The organism is Schinkia acidoalkalinis (assembly GCF_054301215.1).
Map to the genome: position 1 here is coordinate 1,603,155 of NZ_CP182573.1, position 17,418 is coordinate 1,620,572.

At 39.9% G+C, this 17,418-nt stretch carries 14 protein-coding genes; all 14 read right to left on the reverse strand.

Annotation, left to right across the window (positions count from 1 at the left end; translation table 11 throughout):
* Window positions 1-132: 132 nt before the first annotated feature.
* The 14 genes from narI to ACNQFZ_RS08420 all read right to left on the reverse strand — a co-directional run bounded on the left by narI (window position 133) and on the right by ACNQFZ_RS08420 (window position 17,265).
* Entirely contained in the window at window positions 133-807 is a 675-nt protein-coding gene (gene narI, locus ACNQFZ_RS08355) for a respiratory nitrate reductase subunit gamma (protein WP_458414818.1), read from the reverse strand.
* Entirely contained in the window at window positions 786-1,388 is a 603-nt protein-coding gene (gene narJ, locus ACNQFZ_RS08360; protein ID WP_458414819.1) for a nitrate reductase molybdenum cofactor assembly chaperone, read from the reverse strand. The genes narI and narJ overlap by 22 nt, the downstream gene beginning before the upstream one ends.
* Window positions 1,348-2,859: a nitrate reductase subunit beta gene (gene narH, locus ACNQFZ_RS08365; RefSeq protein WP_458414820.1), complete on the reverse strand. Its 1,512-nt coding sequence runs from the start codon at window positions 2,857-2,859 to the stop codon at window positions 1,348-1,350. Before narH ends, narJ begins: the two co-directional genes overlap by 41 nt.
* Window positions 2,849-6,538 carry a nitrate reductase subunit alpha gene (locus ACNQFZ_RS08370; RefSeq protein ID WP_458414821.1) on the reverse strand — a complete coding sequence of 1,230 codons (3,690 nt, stop codon included), beginning with the start codon at window positions 6,536-6,538 and terminating at the stop codon, window positions 2,849-2,851. The genes narH and ACNQFZ_RS08370 overlap by 11 nt, the downstream gene beginning before the upstream one ends.
* 24 nt (window positions 6,539-6,562) lie before the next feature.
* On the reverse strand, window positions 6,563-7,783 hold the full coding sequence (locus tag ACNQFZ_RS08375) for a nitrate/nitrite transporter (RefSeq protein WP_458414822.1): 1,221 nt from the start codon (window positions 7,781-7,783) through the stop codon (window positions 6,563-6,565).
* Window positions 7,784-7,832: 49 nt separating this feature from the next.
* On the reverse strand, window positions 7,833-9,182 hold the full coding sequence (locus tag ACNQFZ_RS08380) for a NarK family nitrate/nitrite MFS transporter (protein WP_458414823.1): 1,350 nt from the start codon (window positions 9,180-9,182) through the stop codon (window positions 7,833-7,835).
* 205 nt (window positions 9,183-9,387) lie between these two features.
* On the reverse strand, window positions 9,388-10,284 hold the full coding sequence (locus ACNQFZ_RS08385; protein WP_458414824.1) for a GAF domain-containing protein: 897 nt from the start codon (window positions 10,282-10,284) through the stop codon (window positions 9,388-9,390).
* 6 nt (window positions 10,285-10,290) lie between these two features.
* Window positions 10,291-10,947, reverse strand: a complete 657-nt coding sequence (locus ACNQFZ_RS08390) for a response regulator transcription factor (RefSeq protein ID WP_458414825.1) — start codon at window positions 10,945-10,947, stop codon at window positions 10,291-10,293.
* Window positions 10,948-10,957: 10 nt separating this feature from the next.
* Window positions 10,958-12,184: a histidine kinase gene (locus tag ACNQFZ_RS08395; protein WP_458414826.1), complete on the reverse strand. Its 1,227-nt coding sequence runs from the start codon at window positions 12,182-12,184 to the stop codon at window positions 10,958-10,960.
* Window positions 12,185-12,393: 209 nt separating this feature from the next.
* Window positions 12,394-12,795, reverse strand: coding sequence for an NINE protein (locus tag ACNQFZ_RS08400; RefSeq protein WP_458414827.1), 402 nt, complete (start codon window positions 12,793-12,795; stop codon window positions 12,394-12,396).
* A 45-nt stretch (window positions 12,796-12,840) separates the two neighbouring features.
* Window positions 12,841-13,587, reverse strand: a complete 747-nt coding sequence (locus ACNQFZ_RS08405) for a hypothetical protein (RefSeq protein ID WP_458414828.1) — start codon at window positions 13,585-13,587, stop codon at window positions 12,841-12,843.
* A gap of 3 nt (window positions 13,588-13,590) precedes the next feature.
* Entirely contained in the window at window positions 13,591-14,742 is a 1,152-nt protein-coding gene (locus tag ACNQFZ_RS08410) for an SPFH domain-containing protein (RefSeq protein WP_458414829.1), read from the reverse strand.
* A 328-nt stretch (window positions 14,743-15,070) separates the two neighbouring features.
* Complete coding sequence (locus tag ACNQFZ_RS08415) at window positions 15,071-16,339, reverse strand: LysM peptidoglycan-binding domain-containing protein (protein WP_458414830.1); 1,269 nt, start codon at window positions 16,337-16,339, stop codon at window positions 15,071-15,073.
* Window positions 16,340-16,467: 128 nt separating this feature from the next.
* Window positions 16,468-17,265 carry a phosphodiester glycosidase family protein gene (locus tag ACNQFZ_RS08420; protein ID WP_458414831.1) on the reverse strand — a complete coding sequence of 266 codons (798 nt, stop codon included), beginning with the start codon at window positions 17,263-17,265 and terminating at the stop codon, window positions 16,468-16,470.
* Between the last annotated feature and the right edge of the window lie 153 nt (window positions 17,266-17,418).

Consider the following 17,418-nt stretch of genomic DNA (forward strand, 5'->3'; position numbering starts at 1 on the left):
TATATCATTTTTTACAGAAGTGTCAATTTGAAATTATCGACATTTGACTAAATTGATTAATATATCTAAAAATTTTCACAAAAAAAGAAGCGAGGTCGAATCCCCCTTCAGAGGACTCGATTCTCGCTTCTACTAACTAGCTCTTCTTCGGTAAAGTATATAGCTTCTTTTAAAATAATTTAGCGGCACACTCCACACGTGAACTAGCCGTGTAAACGGCCATATTCCAATGAGAGCAAAGGAAATCAGCACATGGAGTTGAAAGCCAAGCGGCACTTCACTCATAAGGTATGGGTCGGGGGTGAACATTACCAAACCCCGAAACCACGGACTTATCGTCTCTCGATAATCAAAGTGTGGATGTAGTTGATTGCCAATTGCTGTATTGTAGATACCAATTACAACAATAAGTGCTAGCACTATCACCGTTACAAAATCGCTGGGATCACTCGTATCCCGAACCCGCTTGTTCGTAACACGGCGGTTTAATAGAAGTAGAATTCCAATAAGGGTGATTAACCCAGCTACTCCCCCTCCGTACACGGCCCCTGCATGGTACAAAGATTCACTTAAGCCCAGTTTCTCCATGACAAACTTCGGAATCAACAATCCAACGACATGACCGGCAAAAACCATAAGGATACCTACATGAAACATCATACTGCCCCATCTTAAACTTTTTTTCTCTAAAAATTCACTAGATTTTGCAGTCCATGCCAATTGGTCTGAATGATAGCGATAAAAATGCCCGACGAGGAAAATCGTCACCATTAAATAAGGAAAGATCACCCATAAAAATTGTTGCATTCCTTCCCCTCCCCTCCTAGTAAAATATAATCTTCGAGCGTTTTTAAATTAGCTAGACAAGCTTCTAGTAATGATGCATAAGGGCTTTTTTGCGTCTCCAATTCATTTTTTAATTTTTCAATTGATTCATTGAAGCTTCCCAACAAGTTTGCGGAAATTTGCAGAGGAGCCACTGACGCAAACTCTAATACAACCGGCAAATAATCAGAAAGCTCTTCCTCTGTCATTTCATAGCCATAGCTTTTATACATTGCCTTCAACTCTACTAAAATTTGCCCTCGTTCTCTTTGTTCACCAGCTTTTAAATAACTCAATGACAGAGCGCAATTTGAATTAAAGTCAAATAGATTCACATAATGCTGTTCTAGATCATCTAAAGAGAGCTTGCCAATTTCCTCGAGAAAAGCTAAAAACGGCGCTCTAACATAAGGATTATTAAAAGCCTCTGCTTCCTCGACTAGTTCCTTCCAGTGCAGCCATCTTTTATCCGGATACTGTAGAAGATAGGAAATCAGCTTACATGACTCTCGTATTTCTTTTTCAATATTTAAAGAGATGGAATTGGTCATTTGTTCCATCATACCCACCTACTTTACATGTATTACAATCAAAGCTATAGCCCGTTGAGCCTTGTTGATCATAAAGGTCTGCAAATTCTTCTTTATGGGCGGTTGGAATAACAAAGCGGTCTTCATACTTTGCAATGGAAAGCAAGCGGTACATTTCTTCAATTACATCCGCCGTCATTCCAATTTGTTTCAACTGGTCGAGGTTGGTCTGTTTTCCCAATGTCTTTTCCCGCATATATTGACGCATGACAATCATTTTTTGCAGGACATTTTTAATAACCTCCGTATCGCCTGCACTAAGTAGGTTTGCTAAGTATTGCAACGGTATTCTCATGAGACTGATAGACGGAAACATCTCTTCAAGCGTATTGTACGCACCTTTTCCTTCAAACATGGACGTAAACGGACTTAACGGCGGCACATACCAGACCATCGGCAATGTCCGATATTCCGGGTGAAGTGGAAGTGCTATTTTATATTTGACAGCCATTTTGTAAATCGGTGACTTTTGTGCCGCTTCCAACCAATCATCAGAAATACCGTCTTTCTTTGCCTGCTTTATTATTTCCGGATCAAACGGGTCAAGAAATAACCCCAATTGTTCCTCATATAGATCTTTTTCATCCGGAGTAGAAGCGACTTCCTTGACACGGTCAGCATCATATAAAAGAATACCAATGTAGCGCAGGCGGCCTGTACACGTCTCCGCGCAAACCGTTGGCAGACCTGCTTCTATTCTTGGAAAACAGAATGTACATTTTTCCGCCTTTTGTGTCTCCCAGTTAAAATAAACCTTCTTATACGGACAGCTTGACATACAGTGTCTCCAGCCTCGGCATTGCTCCTGGTCAACTAGAACTATGCCATCCTCATCGCGCTTATACATCGCACCTGATGGACAGGAAGCCACACAGCCCGGATTTAAGCAATGTTCACAAATGCGCGGTAAATACATCATAAATGCTTGTTCAAACTCCAGCTTTACCGATTCTTGCATACTTTTCATATTCGGATCATTTTGCCCTGTCACATGGGAACCAGCCAGGTCATCCTCCCAGTTTGGACCCCATTTAAGGTCCATTGTTTCTCCAGTTAACAATGACTTTGGCCTTGCCACCGGCTGGTGCTTCTTTTGCGGGCTGTTTGTTAGTTTTTCATAATGATAGGACCAAGGCTCATAATATTCATCGATTGTCGGTAAATCTGGGTTGTGAAAGATTTTCCCCAACGCCAATTTATTTAACTTATTGCCGGACTTGAGCTCCAGTTTGCCATTTTTTAACGTCCAGCCGCCTTTATGTTTCTCTTGATTTTCCCATTCAATCGGATAACCGACCCCTGGCTTTGTTTCGACATTATTAAACCACATATATTCTGCACCTGGACGGTTTGTCCAGGTATTTTTACAAGTGACACTGCAAGTGTGGCAGCCAATGCATTTATCTAAATTCATTACCATCGCAACTTGTGCCTTAATCTTCAAGCCAAGGTACCTCCTTCATCTTCCTTACGGATACATAAATATCACGTTGGTTTCCAATTGGACCATAGTAGTTAAAACCATAGCTAAGCTGTGCGTAACCGCCGATGATTTGCGTCGGCTTTACATGGATTTTTGTTGGACTATTATGTGTTCCACCACGTTCGCCAGTAATTGTCGTCCCTGGCGTGTTAATATGCTTATCCTGAGCATGATACATATAGAGGGTGCCCTCCGGCATCTTGTGGCTTGTAACAGCCCTTGCTGCAACAACACCATTGCGGTTATACACCTCAACCCAGTCGTTATCTTTTATCCCGGCTTTTTCAGCATCTTTTTCACTCATCCAAACATTTGGTCCGCCACGGAAAAGGGTGAGCATCATTAAATTATCTTGATATGTGCTGTGAATATTCCATTTTCCATGCGGTGTTAAATAGCGCAGCGTGATCTCATTTTTCTCCTTGCTTGGCACTTGGTCCCGATCCGCAAACACCATTTCCGGCAATGTTGGCTTATAAATCGGTAAGTTTTCTCCAAATTCCGTCATGATTTCATGGTCAAGATAGAAATGCTGCCGCCCTGTCAAAGTTCTAAAGGGCACGAGCCTTTCAATATTGATTGTAAATGGTGAATATCGTCGGTCCCCTTTATTTGCCCCTGTAAAAACTGGCGTTGGGATGACCTTTCGCGGTTGCACCGTGATATCATGGAAGGTTTGATGGACAGCTGCTTGGTCTTCAGCAATATCCTTTAAGGCAAGACCTGTTTTCGCTTCTTCGGCCTCCCAAGCCCTCATTGCCACTTTTCCATTGGTAGCACTGGATAATGTCATCATTGCTTCAGCTGCTTGCCGTGCACTTTCAATACTTGGCATTCCTTGAGAAATACCTTCAACCTTAATCGTTCCGTTCATATCCTTTAGTTGCCTATACTCTTCAGCAACCGAAAAAGAAATCCCATGAGCGCCAACTGGATTCTTTTCGGCTAAAGGACCGAGGGCAATAAACTTTTCATAAAGCTTTGTATAATCCCGTTCAACGAACGTCATTCTTGGCATCGTCACGCCCGGTACAGGCTCTATTTCTCCTTTTTTCCAGTCGAGAACCTTACCAAATGGCTGGGCAATTTCATCTTGGGAATCGTGTTGAAGTGGCATGGTCACAAGGTCCTTCACTGCTTCTGGTAAATGTTTTTCTGCCAGCTTCGAGAACGCTTTTGCAATTCCTTTAAATGTATCCCAATCCGATTGCGCTTCCCATGGCGGATTAATCGCCGGATTGAACGGATGAACGAACGGATGCATATCCGTACTGCTAATATCATGTTTTTCATACCATGTTGCCGCAGGTAAGACTATATCTGAATACATGGCATTACCTGCCATCCGGAAATCGACACTGACAAGAAGGTCTAGTTTCCCTTCACCAGCCTTATCGCGCCATCTAATTTCTTCTGGCTTCATCTGATTATTTTCTTCCCCGAGTAAACCATTTGACGTACCAAGGAGGTGCTTTAAGAAATACTCATGACCTTTTCCAGAGCTGGAAATTAAATTAGACCGCCACACAAAAAGATTTCTTGGGAAATTTACAGGATTATCGGGATCTTCAATCGCAAACTCCAATTCCCCTTTTTTCAATTCCCTGACTATATACTGAATAGACTCTTCCGGCGTTTTCGCCCCAGATTCTCGAGCCTCTTCAAACAATTCCAGCGAGTTTCGATTAAATTGCGGATAGGAAGGAAGCCAACCTAGGCGTGCCGCAAGAACATTGTAATCGCCTGAATGCTCGTACCTTGCTTTTTTTACAAGCGGTGAGGCTAGCTCATTTAGCTTTGTTTCCTCATAACGCCACTGATCTGTTGCAAAATAGTAGTAGGACGTTGCATTTTGCAAACGTGGCGGCATTGACCAATCCCGACCAAAAGCGATTGTTCCCCAGCCTTCCGGGACGCGGCATTTCTCTTGACCGACATAATGTGCCCAGCCTCCGCCATTGACTCCTTGCGAACCTGTTAGTAACACAAGGTTTAAGATGCTCCGGTAAATGGCATCACCGTTAAACCAATGGTTAATACCTGCACCCATAATAATCATCGAACGCCCTTTGCTATCAACCGCATTTTGGGCAAATTCTCTTGCCACTTTAATCACTAACTGCCGATCAATCCCTGTATACTTTTCCTGCCATGCTGGTGTATATGGTTTGTCATCATCATAGGATGTTGCACCGTCACGAAGACCAGTGCGGCCTACTCCATAATGGGCAAGCATCAAATCAAAAACAGTTGTCACAAAGATTTTTTCTCCTGATGCTTTTGTCACCTGCTTCACTGGCACGGAACGAGAAATCGTACTTGTACCCGTACGGTCAAAATATGGAAGCTTAATTTGGAGAATAGAATCCTCCTGGCCTAGGACGGTTAATTCCGGTTCAAAATCATTTCCGTTTTCATCCTGTTGAATGAGATTCCACTGGCCTTTATTGCCCCAGCGATGACCAATGCTGCCGTTTGGAATGACAATTTTCTTCGTCTGTTTATCTAGCACAGCCGTTTTCCACTCTGCCTGGGCGCAAGGCATCCCCAAATCGCTTGCCATTAAAAACCGATCTGAAACAAAGCTGTCACCATCAGATTTCAACGTAATCAAGTATGGAAGATCTGTATATTTCTTGGCATATTCATAGAAATACTCTGTTTTTTGATCAACATAAAATTCCTTCAAAATGACATGGGTCATCGCTTGTGCGAGTGCTGCGTCCTCACCCGGGTTAACTGCAAGCCAATCATCTGCAAATTTCACATTTTCCGCATAGTCCGGGCTAACTGTTACAACCTTTGTTCCTTTGTAACGAACCTCTGTCATAAAATGAGCATCAGGCGTTCTCGTCATTGGCACGTTGGAGCCCCACATCATAATGTAGGTTGAATTGTACCAATCACTGCTTTCCGGAACATCAGTCTGCTCACCCCAAATTTGTGGTGAAGCAGGTGGCAAATCTGCGTACCAGTCGTAAAAGCTTAGCATCGGTGCACCAAGCATTGATAAAAAGCGGGCGCCAGCCGCATAACTAACCATCGACATCGCTGGAATTGGCGTAAAACCGGCGACACGGTCTGGTCCAAATTTTTTTATCGTATAGATAAGCGAAGCAGAAATGATTTCATTAACTTCTTCCCGAGTAGCGCGAAGAAAACCACCTTTTCCTCGAGCAGATTTATACATCTTTGCTTTCTCAGGATCCTCAACAATACTTGCCCACGCTTTGACAGGGTCCTTTTCATTTTGAAGTGCCTCTCGGTACAATTTTAAGAGTGCACCACGCACGTACGGATATTTCACGCGAAGCGGACTATAGACATACCAGGAAAAGCTAGCTCCACGAGGACAGCCTCTTGGCTCAAATTCCGGCATGTCTGGGCCACAGCTAGGGTAGTCTGTCTGCTGATTTTCCCAGGTGATAATTCCGTCCTTTACAAACACCTTCCAGCTGCAAGAGCCCGTACAATTGACCCCATGAGTCGTCCTGACCACCTTATCGTGCTGCCAGCGCTGACGATAGACTTTTTCCCATTCGCGATTCCCTGCAGATAGCTGGCTCCAGCCATCTGACATTGTCTCGATTGGTTTAAAATAGCGAAGTTTTTTAAATATGTTTCCAGACTTTGTTCCCATAAAGATCTCCTTTTTCCATGTTTCTTAATTTGAAACAACCTTTAAATCGGCAGCAGGCTGTGCACCCTCGCTTTTCTTCCAAGCATTTTGCAGCCAAACAACCATAATAAGGGCCACAAGATAAGTAGCACCAATCCACCAAAATCCGAATGAATAGGATCCGGTAAGCCCCTTAAATGTGCCAAGAATATTTGGTAAAAAGAAGCCTCCAAGACCGCCAGCAGCTCCAACAAATCCCGTAAACAAGCCGACTTCCCTTGGGAATCTTGTCGGGATTACTTGGAACAATGCTCCATTGGCTACCCCAAAAATCAGCATGGCAATAATAAAGAAGGCGAGTGCCACATAAAGAGATGGAAGGAAACCGACTAAAACAAGAACAATCGCTGCCAAGCCAAATAGTTTAAGTAAGAGATTCATGCCGCCCAATCTGTCTGCAATATAGCCACCAATTGGCCGTACAAAGCTTCCAGCAAAGACTGTAAGCGTCACAAAATCGCCGGCCAACACTTTACTAATTCCGTATTGATCAACAAAGAAAATGGATAAATAGCTCGTTAATCCGACAAAGCCGCCGAATGATAAACTATAAAAGAAACTAAAAATCCATGTTTCCTTCACTTTAACAATTCCTAAGTACTCAGAAAGCTTTTGCGGTTTGGCAGTAGTTGGGCTGTCTTTAGCGAAAATGACGAAAACAATAAAGGCTACTACTAAAGGAATTAACGCCAAGCCAAACACTGCATGCCAACCAAGACTTTCCGCAATTCGCGGGGCAAACAATGTTGCCATCACCGTTCCACTATTACCCGCACCGGCAATCCCCATGGCCAACCCTTGATGCTCCGGTGGATACCAACGGCTTGCAAGCGGTAGAGCTACAGAGAAGCTAGCTCCAGCGATGCCAAGCAAAAACCCAAATGCCTGCACTTCTGTTAATGAATTACCATATTGCCAACCCCATAAAAGTGGAATCATTGTCAAAATCATGCCAATGATTCCCATCCGCTTTCCACCATAGCGGTCAGCAAGAAGGCCCATCGGAATCCGTAAGAGTGATCCGCCTAATACCGGAATCCCGACCATCAACCCTTTTTCCGCTGGTGAAAGCCCAAAATCCTGAACGATAAAGGTTGATGTCGCACCAATCATAACCCAAATCATGAAACTGATATCAAAATAGAGAAATGATGAAAACAATGTAGGTAAATGTCCGCTCCTAAAGAAGCCTTTCAACGTGCTCATTTTAGTCCTCACTCCTATCCATTATTCTTCCAACTATAACCCTATTAAATTAGCATTTTACTTCAGCATTTTTGCGTGAATAATAATACCAACAAACCACAAGGCTAATTACGTAATATGCAATAAATAGGTAAAGTGCTAAATTTGCGCTGCCTGTCCCAGAAATGGACCAGCTGAAAATCTTTGGAATGATAAAGGCTCCATATGCAGCAATCGCACCTGTAAAACCAAGAACAGGTGATGCTTGTTTTGGCTCAAAAATAATGGGAATCATTCGGAATGTTGAACCATTGGCAATTCCTGTTGTAAAGAAAAGAATAATAAACATAAGTAAGAAGCCGGTAAAATTCTGATCATTTAAAAAGTAAATCACACCAAATGTTGCTGCAATCATGACGATAATATCCCAAAAAGTTACGATGGCACCGCCTACCTTATCGGCAATCCAGCCGCCAACTGGTCTTACTGAAGCACCAACAAGTGGTCCAAGGAACGCTAATTGTAGCGCATTTACTTCAGGAAACTCGGCTTTGATTAATAACGGAAAAGCAGCACTATATCCGATAAAAGAGCCGAAGCACATTGTATAAAGCCATGACATAATCCACGTATGCTTGTTTTTAAAAATAATCGATTGTTCCTTTACGGATTGCTTTGTATTTGGAAGATTATCCATACCTAAAAATGCTAAAATTGTAACAATTGCAATGGGAATGACCCAAATAAACGCTGCATTTTGAATCCACATTTCTGTGCCATCCTTCGCTACTCGAGACCCACCCATAATGCCTGCAAAGGCCCCGGTTGCAATCACGATTGGAGTCAAAAACTGAACAGCACTTACACCAAGATTTCCAATTCCTGCATTAATACCATTTGCAGATCCTTTTAATTTTTTAGGAAAGAAGTAGGCGATATTCGCCATTGAAGATGAGAAGTTGCCTCCGCCAATACCACATAAAGCTGCTAAAATAGCCATTGTTGTAAAGGGGGTTTCAGGATTTTGGACTGCGATCCCAATCCCAATGGCAGGTAATAAAAGTAATGCTGTACTAATAACAGTCCAGTTTTTCCCGCCGATAATCCCTGGCATAAAAGTAAAGAAGATTCGTAGCGTCGCCCCTACTAAACCTGGCAATGCTGCGAGTGTAAAAAGTTCACTTGATGTAAAAGCAAAACCAACATCATTTAGTTTTACCGCTACAATTGACCAAATTTGCCAAACAACAAAAGCTAAAAAGAGAGCAGGTACCGATATCCACAAGTTTCGATTAGCATGACGCTTTCCTTCAGATATCCAGTACGTATTATCCTCTGGATTCCAGTATTGTATTCGACCTTTTCCCTTGGATTTCCCTGAATTATGATCCTCAGGAATCCACTGTTTTGCACCTTCCATACGCTTCACCCTTTCTTATTTCTGACTTCATTTTAAGGGGTGGCGGTTTTTGTTTATATAAGGGTTATCCCGCAGATTGGGTATGGGAAAATACAGATTTATGTATGGTGTGTTAACCGTTTGTTCACAACTTGTTAGAACACTCTAATTTCATTAACATATAAGCATGAAAAAAAGACCGATTCAGCAATGTGAATCGGCCTTTCTATAGATGGGACTCATCCCATAGTTGATCACCAACTAACAGGTTCAGAAAAATATTCATCGTTAACACAGTTCTTTCATTGTCACTGGCAACCTCGATGCTGCCGTTTAATTTCCTCACTTTATTCGCAAGGGACGAGAAAATATCCGTTGAAATCTCCATGTTCGTTCGGGTGTCAAATTGGATGGCAACTTGCTGATCAGATTTTCGTTCGATGATGACCTTGACTTTTGAATAATCCGTCATGCCGGCGGCACGGTCGAAGAGAAATTCAAAGATGGAAATCAAGCTTTGTTGGATTTCATCTGATAGGAGTGTGATTCTTTGGTCCAACAGGATGATTTCTAGCTTTGCTCCTCTTTTTGATTTCTCATCCACAAAATAACGGTAAAGAGCTGACGATTTTATTTCACGTTTTTCTTCCTGATTGGATTGTTCCGCTTCCCGCTCTTGGATGTATGACAGGAGCATTTCAGCCCCAGCATCTTTTATACATTCAACTTCATCAGTATTGAACTGTCTACAAGTTCTTTGTCCCAGGAGAAGAACACCAACCATTTGCGTTTGTAAAAGTAATGGTACTGCAACTGCCGACTTCAGTTCTTCGATAATTAAGATTGGAAACTCAAGGGCCTCATCTTGGAGCTCCTCCGGAAAATTCGTGATGATAAATTCTCGTTTTGTTTTTAGTGTCCGTCCTGCTATACCTTTTCCACTTCTTACAACGATGCTTGTGTAGCGATTATTGAGAGATCCGACAGCAAGACGCCACCGAAATTCAAGATTAATAGGATCATAAAAGGCAAGCGCCGAAAAGTCTGCATTCAGCTTGGAAACTAATGATTGCATTTTCATAGTAAGTATTTCTTTTAAATTTAATTTTTGATTTGTCATCATCCACACCTAATTCTCAAGCAAACCTCTTTTTAAGGCAAACTGCACGAGGTCCCGTCTTGTCGTTAATTGTAATTTTTCCATAATTTTTGATTTATGTGTTTCAACCGTTCTCGGACTTATATTTAAAAGCTCTCCTGTTTCCTTATTTGTATAGCCTTTTGCGACAAGGCTTAAGATTTCTTTTTCACGCTCTGAAAGAAGATCAAACGAATCATTGTACTCATCCCCTGTGTCATGAAAGACGTGTTCAATGACCTTTTTCTGAGCTCCCGGATAAAGGTAGGCCTGACCGGAATACACCTGCCGAATAGCTGTCACCAGCTCCTGTCCAAGCGAGGATTTCAACAAAAACCCAGATGCTCCTACTTTTAATGCCCGAAACAGTGAATCCTGATCATCATGCATTGAAAGAATGAGAACTTTTATATCCGGGAAGCTTTGGATTAATTCGCTCGTTGTTGGCAGCCCATCTCTTCCATTTGGCATGCTTAAATCCATAATCACGACATCTGGTTTAATCTGCGGAATTTTCAATAATGCTTCATTTCCCTCTGCCGCTTCCCCAACTACAACCATGTCCGTTTGTGCATTTAAAAGTAAATAAAGACCTTCACGCACAACGGCATGGTCATCAACTAAAAAAACTCGAATTTTGTTATTCATCTTTACCACCTTATAAAATAGGAATAATTACTTGCACTTTAGTCCCTTTACCAATTTCTGAGGTAATCAAAAACTCCCCACCAAGCATAAAGGTCCTCTCTTCCATACTGTAAATCCCCACTCCATTTCGGGTTGAAGGATTTAGTTCGAATCCTTTTCCAAAATCTGTAATCGATAATAAAACCTTCTCTTTCGTAACATCAATCAAAATATCAATCCGCTCAGCACTTGAATACTTAACGGCATTAATCAAGGCCTCCTGAGCGATTCTATACAATGCCGTTTCAATCGTCGATGGAAGTCGTTCATTGCTTCCTTTACAGGTTATATTAATTTGCATACCAAACTGGTTGCCTAAATCGCGGATAAAATTTTTTAATGTTGTAATAAGTCCATGATTATCAAGTGTAGAAGGTCGTAACACGGAGGATAAATTTCGAACATCTTCAATCGTTTGTTTCATCATCTGTTGAAGCCTATCGAGATGGGCTTCCATCTCCTCTTTCGTTTTCGGAACTGATTTAATGACATCCGTCTGAATCAGCATTCCAAATAAAGCTTGCCCGATTCCATCATGCAGCTCTCGAGAAATGATTTTCCGCTCTTTTTCCTGAGCCTGAAAAATAGAATGGGTAATAATTTTTTGTATTTGTTTATGCTCCTCTTTTCTCTTTTCGCTGATCAATTGTAAAGTTAGGACTGTCCCCTTTTCTTTTTCTGGAGTAGTATAATAGGAAGTCGTGGCGACTACCGGAATCAGTCCTTTTTGTGGATTTTTTATATATAACTCCACCGGGTTTTCCTCTTCGTTTGCCAAAAAGCATTTGGACACATCGCAAATCTTATCTGCACCGGGATAGTTTGAACACAGTTCGCAAAAGTTTTTTTGCTCATTCTCTTTTAACCCAAGTAGATTTCTTCCAGCTTCATTTAAACTAATAATCTCTTTGTCTTTATTAAGAATTAATAAACTTTGATTACTATTTTCGATGACTGCCAGCAACTGCTCTTGTTGCGAGCGAATATTTCTATCCTGCAGGAAGATAATCATAAAAAAAATAGTGATTATAATAAGAACGAACAAAAATAATGGCAGTTTATCCGCATAATCAATGTCTATTTCAAGCATGTATACTGAGGATTGGACAATCACAAATGATACGAGAATACTGATGAGTCCATTCTTCAGATGAAACAATAAAAAAGGATTCGTGTTTCTACGGTTGTGTGAATTCATTCGGCTCCCTCCCTATTTTCTTTTTACGCTTTTCCAAATTCCTGCACCGTGATGAATTTCACACTCCACTTCTATGTTTCTTACTTTACTGTGAACATCGATTCATACTGCAATTTACTGTTTTTTCGCACAAAAAAGGAGCTCTTTTTCATGAGCTCCTATCATAAATATTCTATTGGTGTATAGAATAATGGAAAGAAGTATCTATTTTATTTCTTAACATATTTATAATAAAATTTCTCGTCACTTGATGTCAGGTAAATAATTCCTTCAATTAAACCAACAAAGGCAGGGATATATGTCCAGCAAAATAATATGTAAATAATTCCCCACCCAATTCTCCCTAAATAAAATTTATGAATACCTAGACCACCTAATAAAAGAGCTAGTATACCGGCGGTTGTCTTATTTTTACTAGTTTGATATACGGGTACACCTTGTGGTTGGATATATTGCGGTTGAATATTTTGTTGTGATTGCTGCACTTGATACTGTGGTACTTGTTGTGGCGTCTGTATAGTTATTTCAGCCCCACAATATTTACAATTTGTAGACATTGGATCAATAGGTGCACCACATTGAGGGCAATTTTTAGATTCTATGCTTGGCATGATAAACACTCCTTTTCCACTTATTATTAAGTTAATAAAGTTATATTAATGAAGCATTAGTCTTTCACGATCTATTATTAGTTCTTTTATATTCTGAAACTCCTGTGCAATATATTTGCATTTATTTTGGTTATTCTCTTCAGACTTTAATAAAGTAATCTCATTTTGAAGTACGGATAATTTTTCTTTGATTTGTGTTTCCATATCCAAAACCCCAGATTTACTTGTTCTTCCAAAAGGTGTAGAAGCTTTTAATCTTTCGTTCATATCATGAAATGAATGATTTATTATGATAACGTTATCATCACTTAAAAAATCCTTACAATAATTTATACTTTCATTGATTGCTCTTAATAGTAAATTTAAGTTCATAACCTCTTTTTGTTCTATTACAAGACTGTCTGTATCCCTGTTCTTATGAATACTAGAGACATATAAACCCGAAATAATAGAAAAATAGACTAACGTACCAATAAGAATTGCAATAAGGTATCCCATTGTTGATATATCATCATACGTTGCCCCAGTAAAAATCATAATATAAATATAGTAAATAAGGGAGCTAGATATAACTCCAGCATAGGACACAATTCCATATATTTTCATTATTTTATCTGAAATTATGATTGCCAGGTTAATAAAAATGAGGGATAGGATGGTTACAGAAAAAGCCCACGGAAATATTGTAGTACCTTTAATCTCCCAAACTGACAAAATAAGTACAAATGTAATTATGTTTAATAATAGTAACGATATTCCTCTTAAAATAAGTGACACTAAATTATTAATCATAGATTACACATCCAATCTCGTCCCGCAATTTTTGCAAAATTTCGTACCCATTTCATTTTCAGTATTACAATTTTTGCAATTTACCTTTTTTATTGTAGGTGTCCCACAATATATGCAAAACCTAGCATCTTCAGCTAATAGTTCCCCGCAATTTAAACATTTTATCTTTGCTGGTACCAAACTATATCCACATTCACCACAAAATGATGCATCTATAGCATTTGCTTTCCCGCACTTTGGGCAGTTCTTGGATGTTTGTTGTGGTATAGATGTATTTATATTCGATGCTAGCCCAGTTGCTTGATTACCAGTTCCAAAACCTACTCCAAGTCCAAGTCCAGCGCCAACCATTGCACCGGTAACCCCACCTTCATTCCCCGCAGCCGTTTCCAAAGTATCAAACGACCTTTTCGTTACGTATCTTTGATCCCCCATAATGTCAAAGGATGCCTTATCACGTAAGATTTTGTTTATTTCTTCAAAATCTTCATCAGGGAAATTAATGGATTGAATATAAAAGTTTACAACCTTAAAACCAAAACGATGAAATTCACTACTAATGGATTCCTTACAAAAGTCAGATATTTCATCTATAGATGCGGATATTTCCAAAGAAGATACTCTGTTTCTAATTATCGCTTGTGAAATAAGTGACTTCACTTTCATAACAAGAATACCTTTAAAATAGTTTATCATTTTAGCATAATTGACAACTTCTAGCGGATTTAAAGTCCCAATAAGCTCTGTTAGAAAAACTCTATAGTCTTCAACCTTCATCCCGAATTGTCCAAAAGCCCGTATCCTAAGTTTTATATTATATTTAGGGTCTATCAATTGAATTGGATCAGTTGTTCCCCAGTTAACATCTAATTTAGTAGTTTTATTTATAAAATAAACCTCAGCTGTGAATGGTGTTTTACCACCAAAGGGCAAGTTGATAATAGTTTGAAGTAGTGGGATATTGGCTGTAGACAATGTGTATGTCCCAGCTGAAAAGTAATCTAACGCTTTACCACCCTTTACGAAAACAGCAACCTGACCTTCCCCAACAATAAGTTGACTTCCAAGAACAAAGGATTCCCCTGGGTAGCGATAAACGAGCCACTCCTTGCCATTTCTCATCCCGTCAAATTTTATTCTATCTATAAATGCCATGTAAATTGCCCCCTTCCATCAAATACTTCTTTTTAATGACTTCTCATTTAGTGATTTGTCCAATGGTTTAGATACAACAAAACCGTTGTTGGAAAATACCGGTACAGACTAATCATACCTATATAATTGTTGTTTACGACCGAGGCAACCATTCTATGTAAATATGACATTTTTTATAGAAATATCCATTTTTTCCTCCATTTTCATTTTATACTTTTCCAAAAATTTGCACCGTGATGGACTTCACGATCTACTTCTGAGATTCTTACTTTATTTTGTATTTGCGCAAAAAAGGAGCCCCATTAAATGAGCTCCTGTCATAAATATTCTATTGAACACCCGCCGCAATTTTTATTTGCTTCTGATGGTCATCATCAATTTTATCATCTAAGTGGCGTGTACTATTTTTAAAATGAATATCAAAATGGCCTTCAAAATCATTATCCATAATGGATTCAATACTATGTGGCATAAAGGTCATTGAAGCAGCTATCGTTCGATCCCCCACTTGGACAAGGACTGCCCGTCTGACCCAACTAAAGCCGTCCCATACATCTTTCGCTTTGGCTGTATCATCAGCTGTTACAGGCTCGCAATCAGCATGGTTTACTCCGTAGCTACGGCGAACTTGGAAGGAAACGCCGGTTTCAAAATCTGTTACCGTCGCAATCTCGCCAATTGGAAATAAATATTGTGCTTCCGTCCACCAATCTAAATATTCACCATACTCGTCGCTCACCTTCGAGGCAACCGGAATCACTCTCTTAGGCAAAAGCAGCTCATCCCCAATATGAATAATAGATGACTCTGTTAAATCATTTGCGGCTAATAAATCCTTTAGAGAAACTTTATATTCTGAGCTAATCTTGGAAAGATAGTCGCCTTTTTGTACAGTATAGGACGTATATTCAAAAGGAGCCGTTCCCTTTTGTACCGTTTGTTTAGTGGGTGTCTCTTGATTAACAGACTCTTTATCATCATCGTTTTGCTGTGGTCGAGCGGGTGCTGGATCCAGCTTATCATCGTTAATGATTTTAGGCACTTCCTTCTGTTTGGTTTCCTCTGATGCCGCAAGGCTCGGTTTTAAATACAGAACTTGTCCAATTCGGATTTTGTCATCTTTCAAATTATTGATTTTTTGGATTTCCTCTACTGATAACCCGAACTTTTTTGAAAGCTTATAAAGGTAGTCTCCGTTTTGAACTATGTACTTATCGTAGGTTGTTAATGTTATATTTTCCGGATTCCACTTGACATTCATATTAAGTGCTTCCGCTATAAAACGAAGCGGCAAGTAGGATACGCCCTCTTTTACAACAACTGGAGAAGTAGTAGTAGCCTTCCCATTTACTTTAGCAGTGGATTCCCCCATTTTAATTGAAATCGTTGTTTGATCTTTGTTTATCGTTAACGTTTTATCACGATTATTCCAGGTCACAGGAGCCTTTAATTGATTTGTAACCATTGTCGTCGGAACATAGCTTATGCCACTTTGATTTAGTACATTGGTTGTCTGTAAAGTAACTTCCTCTGCCCCTACTTCATGGGCACCAAGTAGTAATAAAGCTGCTATACCTAATCCCTTTACTATTTTCATATTCACCATCCCCTGTTAGACTATTTGGTTAATCATTAGTATATAATTCTATTATAATAGCTAAAATTAACCAACTCTACTAACAATTAGATGACAATTTATAGTAAGTATCGACACTGCAATGCATACTATTCTGTTATTAAAATAGCATTGCTTATTTTCCTACCAGGTTGCGTGATATACTTTCCATTATAGTAGAGACAGCTTGATGCACCACCGTCTAAGTTCATTGCATCATAGGCACCCAATAATTTCATCACTTCCGCTAATTGCGGGATGGTTGCCCCTTTTGTAGTTACTAAGATAAGCTTATTATTGCTCGTAATGCCGATGGCGCTCCTTGCTCCGCCATTCGTTAAGATTTTGGGATCACGATGGCCTTCACTTAGCGGGTCTAATGAAATCCTTCCGCCATTTACCAATGTTGGCCCCGCCTGAATAGCCCCTTTATATTTCTTGTCATACATGATTTCTCTGAATGCTTCACCACCATGAATAGACACATTGTTATCCTCATCAATTGCAAATACGGCTCTTTTATCGCCGCTGCCACTAATTAACTCTTCTCCATTAACGAAGACAAGACCATACGGTTGTTTATAGGAACTATCTGTATAGGCATTGAAAAACGATGCGTTGATTGCAACTTTTGCATTATTTCGCTTTGCAATACTGGCCAAATCCTCAACGGAACCTACCTTGTTATTTGCTAGTCCAATTTTAAAATTAAACTTCCCTTTGTTCAGGTCAACAGTGACCACATTAGCCTGTACTGTAGCACTGCCAACTTTGAACTTCTTTGCAGAACTTGTAATTGATTGCGATTGATTGGCCTTCGGCACAGCGGCTGCAGCCTTTTGACCCACATTAAATGAAAGAACAATAGAAATAGATAAAACAAAGAAAAACATTAATCTAAAATTCACTGCCTCACTCCCTTTTCACTTTTACGAGATAATAATAACATCATTTCCCAACATATGTCATTTGGCATATAAGCCCATTTGTCAAAAGTCCTTCCGGTTCTAGCAAAAATCAATTTTAATGACAGCTTACTCTTTTCAATCAGATTTTTTTTG